Source organism: Nostoc sp. DedQUE04 (assembly GCF_034530995.1).
Classification (GTDB): domain Bacteria; phylum Cyanobacteriota; class Cyanobacteriia; order Cyanobacteriales; family Nostocaceae; genus Nostoc.
In genome coordinates this window covers 38,046-51,148 of record NZ_JAVRCA010000063.1, presented here as the reverse complement: position 1 = coordinate 51,148, position 13,103 = coordinate 38,046, and the positions used below count along the sequence as shown (strand labels likewise).

The window sequence follows — 13,103 nt, the reverse complement described above, 5'->3', positions numbered from 1 at the left end:
CTGAACTTTCTGTGACTTTGAAAATTCTTGCTCTCCTTGAGCAACCGACTCACCCTACTGAACATTTAGAACACTGGTTAGCCCAATTCCAAACTACTGACTATCGCCAACTTTCACGTTTAAGTGATGAACAAATCAGCGCCTTGATGATGGCAGCCAAACATCCAATTAGCATTATTACTGGTGGCCCTGGTCGAGGGAAAACTTATGTACTGAAAACCTTGGTTGAATGGTTCATCCATACTGATAAAGCGATTGCACTTGCCGCTCCAACAGGGAAAGCTGCTAACCGGATGAAAGATGCTACAGGCATTGAAGCAACTACTATTCACCGTTTATTGCAATGGCAGGGGCATCAACAGGTTTTTCTTTATAATGAGGATAATCTTCTAAATCTTGATTGTCTAATCGTTGATGAATTTTCAATGGTTGACATATTTCTGTTCAATTCGCTGCTCAAAGCCTTGGACAAAAAAACCAGAATTGTACTAGTAGGGGACTTTGATCAATTGCCCAGTATTGGCGCAGGAATGGTCTTGCGAGATTTAATTGTTTCTGAACTCGTCCCTACAACTCTCTTACAGACGATTTATCGTCAACGGCACGAAAGCCCGATTATTTATGCCGCTAATGATGTCAATTCTGGCATAGTCCCCACACTGCACAATTTTAATCAAGTTTCTGATTGGATGGATGTCGGTGACTGTGCAATGATTCAAAAAGATTCGCCCCAAGCGACCTCCCAAGCCATCGTTGAGTTGGTTAAAGCTATTGGCCAGTCAGGTGTCGATTTAAATCAACAACTAATAATCTTAGCGCCCCAAAAACAAGGAGACTGTGGAGTGAACAATCTCAATCAGCTTCTTGCCCCTATCTTTAATCCAAAACTTGAAAATCAACCACAAGTTGTCTCTGGGTCAGTTATCTACCGAGTCGGCGATGTCTGCGACAAGCCGCTAAGAGCGTCTACGCGTAATCCAGCTGAAAAACCGTTATGAAACTGTCCCGCCCGTAATGAATGGCGAGATCGGTCAGGTTATTGCTGTGGAGCCGGAAAAATTTCTGGTTACGATCTCTTGGGAGGGCGGTGCTGTTGTTAATTATTATCCTGGAGACTTCGAGCAAATTATGCACTCGTTTTGTATAACTTGCCACAAGAGTCAAGGTAGCCAATTTCCTTATGTGATTTTCCCATTGGTCAGGGCTAATTACCGGATGTTAACCCGTCAGCTGCTCTACACGACTATGACTCGCGCAATGGGTACATTCATCGCAGTTGGACAGCATGAAGCATTGAAAACTGCTGTCGCTACTGATAAACCCGCCCAGCGTTTTACTGGACTAACTAATCTCCTCATTTCACCTGTTGAGCAACTTAGTGAAATCTGGCAGAGTTTGAGCAACACCAGAAAAACTGCTTGTACGACAACATCTTCCCCTACTGTTACTGTCGCTTCTAGGCTACAACAACGCCAACTAACTGCAACACCTAGACAGATGACTACTATTGGTAGTCTCGCACTACAAATGTATGAGTCTAAATATGGTTATCGTCCGTCAAAACAGCCCGAACTTGTCGGCAAGTTTCGCTTTAATACTTATCACTATGAGACTACCGCAATTGACGAGATTGATTCAGCAATTGACGCAGTTCTGCGCCTTTAATAAAACCCATGCCCAACATGGGAACAACGGTCGCATTCAACCAGACTGCTCTTAAATAGTTATCAGTTATCAGTTAAAAGTTTTGATAATTGGGTTTAAGTTCCCCACTATACGCCGCCAGGACTGATAACTGTTGACTGTTCACTGATTTAACAAAGTTTAGGGGTTTAATTCCCCAGCAATACAGGCATCACGAATTGAAGCCTAATTAAAATCACCGTTACAAAACTTAATTAAGAATTACGAATTACGAATTATTTTAATATCTATGGCTATTCCGGCAGCAGAGTTAAAGATCGGGCAATCGGTGAAGTATCTGATCGGCACTCGAAGCGGTATGAGTGCGGCAATAACCGATATCAGCAAATCATCTCTTAGTCTCAAAAATACTCATATTGTTACTTTGACCTTTGATGATGATTCACTACCAAATCACTTAAAAACACAACAACTAACTGTTTATGACGAATTGCTTGAAGGTTGTGAAATAATCACATTTTAAAAAATTCAAATTGGCAACAGCAACAGCAGAGCGCACATCCGCCGCTACAAGTTGAAATTAATAAAAATACTAACTTACCGGATGATAAAATCCCGTATTTTCGTTAAATTCCCACCCCAACCCTGCTCTATCCTTCCCCTTACACCATGCTACAAAAAGCGGTGGGGGGAGTTTAATTCGCTCCTTACGTACAGTTTCCTCACTTACACCAAGTCTCTTGGCTAAACCTTCTTCAGTTAACGGTTGCATTCGGGGAGTATGCACTTTGAATGATGAATTATTGTAGTACGATTTCTGTCCCCGCTTTTGTTGGTTGTTGAGATAGTCTTGAATTTTAACGATCGCCTCAGCCAACTGTGTCATTCGGGCTATCATCCCCTCCACTTTTTTTTCTAAATCATCAATTGCTGTGGTTTGGTTGCTATTAAATTCACTTGAAAACTCTGATTCGAGCTTATCAAGTCTTTCGCAAATAGCTATTATCGTTTCATTGCTCGAACTGCTGTTATTATTGCTACTCGCAAATAAGTATTCCTCAACACTTGCCTTAATCTTTGAGTCTAGGCGTTCGTCTAAATCATTACCACCTATTGCATCAAGCTTATCTTGAGAATCGTCTAAGTAGAGTTCGATAAATCCGATCAGCGTCGCTGTTGCGGTCGTCCCTTTTGACTTACAACGGGCGATAAACTGCTCCCACATCCTTTGGTCACAGTTGAAAGATGCTAGTTTTTTTGTACGCCCTGTATTGCTCATGTTCACGTATCATCTAGGTAAACTGGGACTCTCCACGCTTATTAAATCGTATAATTCATCATGATGAACTACCTTGATAGTATCATCGCCAAATGTGTCAGCGCATTCTTCAAGCGATGGTTTTTGTAAAGAGATGCTACTGCCAACGGCTACCATTGGCGATCAAAAATTATCTCAGGCTTAAACACTTGCAGGATTGCTTTATCTAATTTTTGCTCATCGAAACAGTGCTGAGTACCTAGTTAGATTGCTGAGTAATAAAGCAATAATTGCATTCAGTACAGTAAGTCTGTACCCCTACGGGGATCTTGCTACGCATAGCGTCTCTAAAAGTTGCCCCTGCTTTTAAGCCCTGGTGTCCATTAAAGAATTAGTTATCAGTTTTAAATAATTAGAGATAACCGCAATAGTCAATACCTTAAAATGCCCAGCCGTATCAAGGATATTTTGGCTACACAACTATATTTCTGGCGCTTTCGCCCTTCTCCCAAAGGGAGAAGGGCGAAAGCTAGGCTTATAGCATTTTATTATTTGGATCTCCCTCACCCTGAAAATTGATTATAATAACGGAAATTATCATTCTTTGTAGAAAGGATTAAAAGCCTGAACATTTGTGTAAAAACGGCTGTGGTGGCTGGCATATTAATGTTCATACGACTGTTTTACGAATTATGCTGCTGAGTTTTGCTAGTCTGGAATTTTTATATATGAATGACTCTGGGCGGAAGTTAACTCAAGTTTTCTAGAAAAATACTGTTTTAAAACAAGAATGACTATATTAACAAGCTTACGGGCTGTATCCTACTTAGCTCCTAATTGGTTCGGATTATATCAGGCGATCACAGCTTATTTGGGTCGTGTTTTACAAGTAGAAATCCAACTACATCAAGGTGAATGCGATCCCCTCCAAGACCCTCTATTATTTCAAGACCAAATAGACCTAGCTTTTATTTGTGGATTACCACTAATTCGTTACAGTCAAGAAGTTATAGACCAATTGCAGACATTGGTTGCACCTGTGATGCAAGCATCCCGGTATGGCAACAGTCCTATTTACTATGCAGATGTAATTGTCAAGGCTGATAGTAATATCAAAAAGTTTGCCGATTTGTCAGGGAAAACATTTTGCTATAACGACCCTGGTTCTAACAGTGGTTATAATTTACTTCGTCACTGGTTAAGTCAAGAAAAATATCCGCAAAATTTCTTTGGAAAAACTATAGAATCAGGTTTTCATCAACGTTCAATTCGCTGGGTAGTTGAGGGGCTGGCGGATTGTGCAGCCATTGACAGTGTAGTGTTAGAACAAGAATTACGCGATATTCCAGAATTATCACAGCATTTGCGTGTGCTGGAAGCGATCGGACCTTCTCCTATGCCACCATTGGTTGTAGCACAGCGTCTAAGTATCCCTTTAATTCAGCAAATGCTGATTAGCTTACTCCAACCAGATGCAGAGTTGCAAGGAGTTATGGAACAATTTGGTATTAGACGTTTTGCCGCAGTGAAGCTAGAAGAAAATTATCGGGTACTCAACCAGATTTACTGCGAACGCTCTTTTGTCAGTTTGTCTAGTTAACCCTGTTTTGTCACTCTTGGGAAAGAATAATCGAAGCAAGGTTCTGAAACTTTTATTGATTCAAGCTTTGAGGGAAGAGAAGAAAAACAGCCTTGCTGAATTCAGCAAGGCCATAACTTTTATATCAGGCGGTAATGCCATAAACCCAACTCTGCTTTTGTGTCCACAACACAGCATCATGATAAATTTGCTCAAATAAAACTCGCTGTGCATGACTCCCTCCAATCTCATGCAAGCGTGGTAAAACCAATTTGAGTTCGGTAACAGCTGTGTTAAAGTCACCTTTGGCATGAGCTACCATACCTCTAGCTGCCGGAATTGCTACTTCTAACCAACTCCTTTGCAAGAAGGGATTGATACTCAAGGCATGATACTGCATACTCTGAAGCATCTGGTTTACCCAACCAGTATGTCCGGCTTTAGCAAAGGCATAGACATAATGCAAATCTTGGAATGCTAAAGCGTGTTCATCAATACGGCTGTAAAGATAAGGAATGATACTTTGCCAACGGTTTCCGACATTTACCCCACGTAATTCCAGGCGTAATAATAGTGAAATTGCCCCTACTTGGTCTTTGGGAGATTGTTTATTTGCACGTTCCCAAATTTGGGTATCGTATAGTGAAACAACTTTTTGGTAGTTTTCTTGCTCCAAATAATACAGTGCAACATGCCACCAGTTGTGGCTATAAAGCATAGAATTGCAATTTTCCCAAGTGTCTGCAAAACTCTCCATCCAAGCTATACCCTCATTGACTCTTCGTTGAGTTTCCATTACATGAGCTAAAGCATGGTGCGCCCAAGGATCATATCTATTTAAGGCGATCGCCTGACGTGCCATTTTTTCTGCTGCTTTAAGAAAGTGACATTGTTCTAAGCCAAAAGCTACCATGCCATATAAATAATCTTGTTGGGGATTGCTAGGTAAAACTTTCTGGGCTATTTTTAGTAATTTTTCTTTGTTGCCTGTATAAAAATAGTGATACTGTCCCTGCTGGACTGATATTAAATCACGGGGAAATTTGTTGGTAATCTCTTCATGAAAACCGATCGCTAAATCAATCTCTTGATTTGCCCAAGCTAAAATTGCCTGCACATATAATTTTTCTCTGTCAGTAATCTTGGCTAAACTCCGTTGTGCTACTTGCAAATATGGTTGCACTTGCTGCCAAGCTTTGCTGTTTTCTTGGGTAAGATAATAAGCCGCTGCATAAGCATGAGCTAAAGCACAAGTTGGATCGGCCTCAATTGCTTGGAAAATCGCTGTTTCTGCATCTTGACCATAACAAAGCGCTTGATCAATGAAACGGTTAATAGCTGCGATCGCCTGGGCTGAATCTGTCGTCACTACCAGTCCTTGTGCATCTTTAAGCATGATTAATTAATTCCTTGGAGCAAGATTTATGGAGGATATTTAAACCCCGGTAAACCCATCGAAATAATGTACTATGACCAAAAGTATGTCACAGCCTCCACAAAATCGCAAGTTTTAACTACTGCAAATCGATAAACTTACCGTATTCATTTTTGTAAAAGTATTGCTTATCGAGTCTCAATCTCTCATCGACCTTATCTAAATCATTACCACCAATTGCATCAAGGTTATCTAGGTAAATTCGATAAATTGGGTGAGCGTGCCTGTTGGGGGAGACCGCTTTCACTCCTATAGCAGCCGTGTTTCGAGTTTATTCGTTGTGTAGTGTGGATCTCTTTTATAACAGCTGGTATCTTTTTTCTTGGTTTGTGCCTTACCTGCTCACGCTTTGACACTGCGTGACCATATCAATATACTGAATACTGATCCCGAGAAAATCAATTCCGGCATCAATCAGAAAAACCAGTGGTTAGCTCCCAATGGCTACGGTGTAGAAACTAGTGAAGCCCCCTTAAATTTTTCCGCGAACCTGGAATAGTCAACTTTTGGACAGCACGGCGTTTAGTTTCTTCACCGCGACGGTCATATCTGGCAGTCTGGTCACTGTTTGCGTGTCCAGCTAACCTTTGAACTGTAGAAATATCTTCACCAGCATCGAGCAGATCGGAGATGAAAGTTCTACGGAAATCGTGAGCGGAGAAATTAGTTACTCCCGCCTCTAAACCACGTTTTTGCAAGATGAACAGCACTGCTTGGGAGGTAAGCCGTCGTCGTACTATCCTTGAGCCTCTGTTGACATGACACAGCAAGGGGCCTGCCTCGTAGTCTCGAAGCGATAACCAGTCCAAGACGACAGTAAGAGCAGCATCAGGTAAGTACACAGTCCGGTCTTTACCACCTTTGCCACCGCGCACTTCTATTGCCCCAGTATTCAGGTCAAGGTTGCTCAAGTCTAAATTCACCACTTCAGAGCGGCGGACTCCAGATCCACGGAGTATTGCAAATATTGCAGCATCTCTGTAACCAGTGGGGGTAGGGTCATCAAAGCAGGTTTGCATCAATTGGGCGATTTCTTCTGCCGTGAGAACACGTCCCCGCAATTGCTTGGTGACTTTAACGTTGGGAATGTCTACAGCACGAGCAAAATCAACAGCATCCATTATCTCTAACCGCAAGGCTTCTTTTAAAACTCGCCGCAAAGCAGACAGCACTTTGTTGACATAAGCTGGTGCATATTTTTCGCTCAACACAGAGCGGACTGCCGCCGTATGTTTGTAGCGCAGTGCTGCCCAGTTCAGGGTCATCGCATCACAACTTGAGTTGGTTAATAATCGCGCGATCGCATTGAGAGCTTGGCGCATAGCTGGACGGGAACCAGGGGAAAGGGTCGCCAAGTAGACTCCAGCCGGGTGTTCGATCAGCGGGATGGGAGAAGCCAGGGCTAAGGAAGAGGAGGTGCTATTTTCAATGGTTTGATGCATTTACTTATCGGAACGTCCATTCTTATAAGCAAGGTTCTGATAAGTAATTGTCCCATAATTGCGCTAAGGCGATCGCTCTTTCTTATCCCAACATCGGCAACACCTCTTCACTTAGCAAGCTGTAAAATTCAGGAACTTGAGCCTCGACAAGTCGCAATTCACTCGCGGCGATCGCTTCAAGTTCCAGTACTGTCTCCCAGCGCAAATCTTCAACCCATCGCTTGAGAATGCCTTTAATTGCCTCAACTCCACGAGAAATACCAGAGCGAAGTATTTCTACGCAGTGGAGTAGCGTAATCCGATCGGTCGGAGGCGACTCAAATTCGGTAGTATCCTCCCCTTGGCAATGGGAGTTCCCTATAGCATCAAGGGGGGGTGTGGATACCAATTCGCAATTTCTTGAAGTTAATTGCGAACTTGTACTGAGCGTAGCCGAAGTATTGCGAATTGCTAACTGAGAATTGGTCATTGGAGCTTTTTGCTCCCGTTGGTGATGGCGATGAGCAATTACATGCATTGCAAATTCTAATTCCTCTTTAGATAAAGAGAAAAGTTTCACCTGTTGACCGCGCTTGCCAATTTTACGGAAAGTCAGCTTTAGCCCCAGCTGCTCTATAAGAGTGCCTAGCAACCAAATAGGTTTACAGTCACTGGGAATAGTAAACCCAAGAATTGCTTTAACATGAGCAGCACAATGTATAGCGATCGCTGTCATATTAACTAATTGAGTATCCGAGGCGGTAACTTCATCACCCTTCACTAAACGTTTAAGAATCTGATGCAGTCCCAGGTTAAATCTAGCCAGCCACCGTGCCGAGTAATTGCCCCAGTCGATGCACAAAGGTAAATTGTCCCGTTCGGCGCGGTCTTTTTGGGTGACAATTGTTGGTGGGGTAGGATAAGTTTGCCCAGTTTTGGGGTCAGTAAACGATTCTTCGGGTGGGGCTAAAATGGCCTCAAGTCCAGCAATTGCTCTAATTAAGCGACCACCTTTATCCATTTCTACGAGTGATTCGGTTACTTCGATGCCGTAAGAATCAGAAATGCGGAATTTTTCACATTCAAAAATTTCATTAGGGTCAAGGTAATCTTTGCTCTGACGGGCACGGTACTCGCTCAAAGTAATATTCTTGGCCTTGGCAACAGCCGAATTGTGGGCACGATCCAAAGCTTGTGCTGCTGCTTTAAGACTTTCGAGAGACTGAGGATCTGAATCACTGCCCACATATATAAATGTATTGCCCATTTCGGTGAGGAGCGATCGCAAATCATCACGCAGATTATTAAGAGAATAGTGGCGGTTAGCCATAATTTGGCAGTAAGCCTCAAGCGCCCAATCTTTCTCTGCTCCCCGTTTGCCTGTTTGACGGTCAATCCGCAACAGAAAAGCGGTCATTTCATTGGTTTGGAGCAAGCGCTCTTTAATCTTGGTAGCATTGGTATCCTTGTAACCAAAGGGAGGACGTGGGGCCACCCAAATATGAAACGGGACTTTCGGGCGATAACGGTAAAGCTGTTGGGCGCATTCAGTAGCAGTTTGGGAAACGCCGTGAAACACACCAAATACTAAGTCAAAATGATACTCCGAAATATCGACACCAGTCCCCAGGCTAGGGGAAGTGAACAAGGCATCAAAGTTTTTGACGGCGTTGGTGATATCTTTGATGAAAGCAACATTTTCATCACTGCCAGAATTGTCAGAGTGAACCGACCAGATACGCCATGAAGCCCTACGGACTGGGCAAGGGGTAAAGGGTAAGGGGGAAAGGGTGGAGGAATCTGTTAATTCTTCCTTTTCCCCTTCTCCTGCCTTTTCGTATTTGATAGTAAAGGATTTGTCGAGTTTTTTGATGAAACGCTTACTGTCACTTGCAACCATGACTTTTTCTCCAAGCATCAGCGCTGCCGAGATTTGGGCGACTAGAGCGCTAGAATTATCCCCCTCGTACCAATAAATTGTGCGTGAACCGTTTCGCCACTCGTTTTTAATGATGTAAGGTACTTCACCTTTTGGTCGCATTGCAAGAAAGAAATTCACAGTCAGGTCATCCATGTGTGCATCAGCGATGACGACCAGTGGCGCGTTATATACTATATATTCCAGTACTTCAAGTATTGCTGCACGGTGCTGTTTGCAAGTATTACTGTGTAGTAGGTGGGTGAGGTATTGGCAGGCTTCATCTATAAATATGCAGCCGTAGGTGAGAGACTGGGTATTCAGCTTATGCAAACTGTCAATAGTAATACTAAGGGCTTGGGCCTGGGCTAAACCTGTGTAACCCAAGTCGGAGTACATGGCAGTTTTGAGTCGTTCGGCAAGATTTTTCAGCAAGTTAACCCGATGCCCATTGTTGAGGAACCGCGCGTCGGGGTTTTGGTCACGCCACCAGCGCATGAGTTGGGTTTTACCAGTGCCCATATCGCTCCAGAGTACGACTAGTCCTGATTTTGGGAAATTGAAGGTAGGGGATTTCTTCGATTTGGATGAATCAACTCCGCCAGAATCGGTAGACTCCTTGTTTGGAGGATGTCCTTTTATAGATGGCGTGAAAAGTTGTTCCTTTTCAAGCTCATAAAGCTCAGGCACTCTCAAGCATTTTTCTTCAAGTTCAGGAATGCACAAAGCCTCAGAGAGATACTTGATATTAATAGTGACATCTGGTTTGTACTTACTTAGTCCCCATTTTTTCGCCCGATACGAGCGCTGGTAATCGGCAAGTGATTTGGCATCGTCTACGATCGCAGTCAGTAGAGCATCAGCATTTTCACCGCGACCAACCACAAAATCATCAACGCCTTTTTCTCGCCCCGGCAGTAATGCAACTTCACATTCACAACCAGCAGAATCAATTGCCTTTGCAGTGCGGACAGTGGCTTGAAACACCGACCACCTGGTTTTAGAAGAAGTTTCGTGGTCAAAAAGAATTATGAACTTGCGTCCCGGTTGTGCCAAGGGCATTAAATCTGGATGCAACCGTTCATCAAAATCCCGTCTTCCGACCCGCCCGTTCCAAATTCCAGGGAGTGCGATCGCTACAAACCCTAAAGAGAGCAAGCAAGCGGCTTTCTTCTCCCCTTCGCATAAGATAATCGGAATCTCTGGATGCTGTTTCACCCACTCCCAAAATATTAATGGATTGAGTTGATCCAGTAAGCGCAGCGCTAAAAGTGAATGATAGCGCTTAATTAAATAACGCTTTGCAACTCTGTCCCAAATGGGGTTAGCGACATCAAAGTAGGTAACGCGGTTGGGGGTTTTTGGGGGTGACTCGTATTTGACGGGTTTCCCTTTTTGCCAATCAAAGCGCGGGAAGTTGGGCTTAATCCGCCCCCACTCCATTGGTTGCCAATTGTTGAAGGGGTCAAGTGATTGAATCCACGTCCCACCCAACAGCAAATGCTGATACAGCTTTAAGTATCCATCCGTGACTCGCCCTGCATTCTTGCGTGGGATTTTATCAGATATGAACAGGAAATTATAAACTGATTCTCCCTCAACGTGAAAGAAGTTGCGCTTAATCAACGCCGGATGAATGGCGCTACCAGCTAACAACTCATGGTATTCCGCTGCCGTGAGATTGTTTGGGTATTCAATTGGGTGTTCCCTCTGCTCAACTAATACCTTGCAATCTGGTTTAGGCTCTTTGAGCTCTTTGTTGCCACTCTTAATTGCATTTTTATTTGTATTCACATTTTTTCCTAAATTTTTCCATGACAATGTGAGCGACATTGCACCTATGCCGCAGCCATCAAGTATCCGCATCATCAGTTGTCAGTCATCAGTTAAGTAGTTAAACAAAATTAATTACACAAAATTAAGGTATGAAATCCTTATCCAGACTGGAAACTTATGTGTAAATAATTCTGTGCGATTACTTATCACTGTTCACTGTTCACTGTTTTTTCGGGCTTGTGTGATTAAATCAGTCTCCTGGGTGGTAAGTTCAGCCCAGTAGTCAGGTTTTATCACCTCGTATTTCTCAGCCACAGCCCAAAAGTCAAGCCATGTAAACTCAATACGTGCAAGTACTTGCCTAATTTCCCTAATAGCCTGGGGTAATAGTTGTAATTGCTCCATCCTTGTTGCGACGGCTGACTGTGTGGGACTAGTACCCAAAATTATCGCCGCAGCCTCAAGAGCTTGGGTATTGTTCATGGCAACGCTTAGGTTTTTCAATGCCATACCCATGAGACGCAGACATTCAGTCGCATTTTCTTTGGGTGGCTCTGCTGCCAGAGTTCGCAAATCAATTGTTTTCTCCAGAGCTTGATGAACCTTCTTGTTTAATGCTTTAGCCCCAAGTTTAGTGTAAGTATTCCCCCAGTCTTGTAATTGATGTGGCTCAAAGGCGTTTTCCAAATCCCGAATGCGCTCTTTTAGCTGCTGGTTCTCAGTTTCCAACTGCCGTAGCGATTCCATCTCGTCTAAGCGCTGCTGCAACTGGATGTTTTGCTCCTTTTGCTGCTTGTACAGGTTTTGCAGAGATTGGATTTGCTCACTGACTTGGGCTTCGGCTCTAGCAGTGGCTTCTGACTGTAGTCCAATCCTCAATTCCTCCTGTAAGCGTTCTAACTCCTGCTGGTGTTGCTCTTTGAGTGCAGCGATCGCTTCAGCATATTCTTTAGGATATGTCCGCTCAGTCGATTCGGACACAATTGCGTCATCCAAATCAGCATTGTTTACCAACAGCCTTTCACCATCAGCGAAAGTCACAATCTGCTGCGAATTATTCGGTGCGTCTTTTTTAGGAACCAATGGTTCCTGATGGAATTTATTTTTTCCTCTTGGCATTGGAGCAATTGTATTTGCGGCAACTGCGAAATCTGATTCACTAGGTTCTGGGTTTGATGACAAAGCCAGTTTTATCGCAGCAATAAGTTTTTCTGGTTCTTTGGCTAACCTCAAAAGAGGACGGGCTTGGCGCTCATTTTTAATCTGTGATCCCAACTCCCCTGCTGCAACAATAACTTTTGATGCCCCTAAGAGTTGATTTATACGCCGATAGCCGCCATATACATGCAATTCGCCTTGGCAATATTGTTCAAAGTTTTTGTACCCAGCGATTCTGTACATCTGCTCATCATGCATGAGGCGAATCTGTTCTACTGCTTGCAACTCAAATTGGTCTATGGTAGCGAAGGTGTCTTTGATACTGCTGTTGAGATCATCGTAATGAAGTGTTGATTTGGTTTCTCTATCTAGTGTCAGCATATTTCTCTCCTGTAATTATCACAAGGAGAGGCGTTTGAAAAAAATTTTGATGTCACCTTAATCCCGGCATCAAGGTGTATTGGGCATAAGTCATTTTTCACGATATTTTTCCCTGATAACTTGGTTGACAAGTTCAGAGAGGGTTACATCAGTTATTAGTCAACAGCTGACAGTTATCAAGGACTGTAAATTCCAACTGATAACTGTAACTGGTAACTGATAACTGTTATTCGCGCTGCTACTTCTTTTTGCTACAAAATTCGGGATATTTCTTAATCAAACTTAACTTTACAGAAATTTATGAATTTCGACAGCCAAAACATACCCCAAGGAATGGACTTTCCAAACGGCAGATCCTATAATGGATCTGGCAGCGCGGATTATACTCTCGGACAAATTTAGTAGTCGTCTTGGTCGCCAAACTTCAACGACAACTTATTTTGTTCCTTCGAGATCAACCCCGCTCTAAATCGATATGAAATTTAAAGCACGCACAAAGCGCTACTCCTTAGTGGCGCTTTGTGCGTTAAATG

10 protein-coding genes are annotated in these 13,103 nt (G+C 43.2%); 4 read left to right on the top strand and 6 right to left on the bottom strand.

Annotation, left to right across the window (positions count from 1 at the left end; all coding sequences use genetic code 11):
* The 3 genes from RM049_RS30960 to RM049_RS30950 all read left to right on the top strand — a co-directional run.
* The coding region (locus RM049_RS30960) for an ATP-dependent DNA helicase (protein ID WP_322706894.1) at window positions 1-998 on the top strand (998 nt) is incomplete at its 5' end.
* Window positions 999-1,014: 16 nt separating this feature from the next.
* A complete protein-coding gene (locus tag RM049_RS30955; RefSeq protein ID WP_322706893.1) occupies window positions 1,015-1,665 on the top strand; it encodes an ATP-binding domain-containing protein in 651 nt (216 codons plus the stop codon).
* A 268-nt stretch (window positions 1,666-1,933) separates the two neighbouring features.
* Complete coding sequence (locus RM049_RS30950) at window positions 1,934-2,167, top strand: hypothetical protein (protein ID WP_229475244.1); 234 nt, start codon at window positions 1,934-1,936, stop codon at window positions 2,165-2,167.
* 69 nt (window positions 2,168-2,236) lie between these two features.
* Here RM049_RS30950 and RM049_RS30945 read toward each other — a convergent pair whose 3' ends face one another.
* Window positions 2,237-2,923 carry a hypothetical protein gene (locus tag RM049_RS30945; protein WP_322706892.1) on the bottom strand — a complete coding sequence of 229 codons (687 nt, stop codon included), beginning with the start codon at window positions 2,921-2,923 and terminating at the stop codon, window positions 2,237-2,239.
* Between the two features lie 769 nt (window positions 2,924-3,692).
* Between RM049_RS30945 and RM049_RS30940 the strand changes: the two genes are divergently transcribed.
* A complete protein-coding gene (locus RM049_RS30940; RefSeq protein WP_322698910.1) occupies window positions 3,693-4,502 on the top strand; it encodes a phosphate/phosphite/phosphonate ABC transporter substrate-binding protein in 810 nt (269 codons plus the stop codon).
* 124 nt (window positions 4,503-4,626) lie between these two features.
* On the opposite strand, the gene RM049_RS30935 is transcribed toward RM049_RS30940, so the two are convergent.
* The 5 genes from RM049_RS30935 to RM049_RS30915 form a co-directional block, all read right to left on the bottom strand.
* Window positions 4,627-5,877, bottom strand: a complete 1,251-nt coding sequence (locus RM049_RS30935) for a tetratricopeptide repeat protein (RefSeq protein ID WP_322698513.1) — start codon at window positions 5,875-5,877, stop codon at window positions 4,627-4,629.
* A 118-nt stretch (window positions 5,878-5,995) separates the two neighbouring features.
* Entirely contained in the window at window positions 5,996-6,163 is a 168-nt protein-coding gene (locus tag RM049_RS30930) for a hypothetical protein (RefSeq protein ID WP_322706891.1), read from the bottom strand.
* A gap of 211 nt (window positions 6,164-6,374) precedes the next feature.
* Window positions 6,375-7,358, bottom strand: a complete 984-nt coding sequence (locus RM049_RS30925) for a site-specific integrase (RefSeq protein ID WP_322706890.1) — start codon at window positions 7,356-7,358, stop codon at window positions 6,375-6,377.
* 82 nt (window positions 7,359-7,440) lie between these two features.
* Window positions 7,441-11,124 carry a plasmid replication protein, CyRepA1 family gene (locus RM049_RS30920; protein ID WP_322706889.1) on the bottom strand — a complete coding sequence of 1,228 codons (3,684 nt, stop codon included), beginning with the start codon at window positions 11,122-11,124 and terminating at the stop codon, window positions 7,441-7,443.
* Between the two features lie 120 nt (window positions 11,125-11,244).
* Window positions 11,245-12,570, bottom strand: coding sequence for a hypothetical protein (locus RM049_RS30915; protein ID WP_322706888.1), 1,326 nt, complete (start codon window positions 12,568-12,570; stop codon window positions 11,245-11,247).
* Between the last annotated feature and the right edge of the window lie 533 nt (window positions 12,571-13,103).

Coding starts and splice junctions, on each gene's coding strand:
- RM049_RS30940 (WP_322698910.1), top strand. CDS start 3,693: ATGACTATATTAACAAGCTTACGGGCTGTATCCTACTTAGCTCCTAAT.
- RM049_RS30935 (WP_322698513.1), bottom strand. CDS start 5,877: ATGCTTAAAGATGCACAAGGACTGGTAGTGACGACAGATTCAGCCCAG.
- RM049_RS30925 (WP_322706890.1), bottom strand. CDS start 7,358: ATGCATCAAACCATTGAAAATAGCACCTCCTCTTCCTTAGCCCTGGCT.
- RM049_RS30920 (WP_322706889.1), bottom strand. CDS start 11,124: ATGATGCGGATACTTGATGGCTGCGGCATAGGTGCAATGTCGCTCACA.
- RM049_RS30955 (WP_322706893.1), top strand. CDS start 1,015: ATGAATGGCGAGATCGGTCAGGTTATTGCTGTGGAGCCGGAAAAATTT.
- RM049_RS30945 (WP_322706892.1), bottom strand. CDS start 2,923: ATGAGCAATACAGGGCGTACAAAAAAACTAGCATCTTTCAACTGTGAC.
- RM049_RS30950 (WP_229475244.1), top strand. CDS start 1,934: ATGGCTATTCCGGCAGCAGAGTTAAAGATCGGGCAATCGGTGAAGTAT.
- RM049_RS30915 (WP_322706888.1), bottom strand. CDS start 12,570: ATGCTGACACTAGATAGAGAAACCAAATCAACACTTCATTACGATGAT.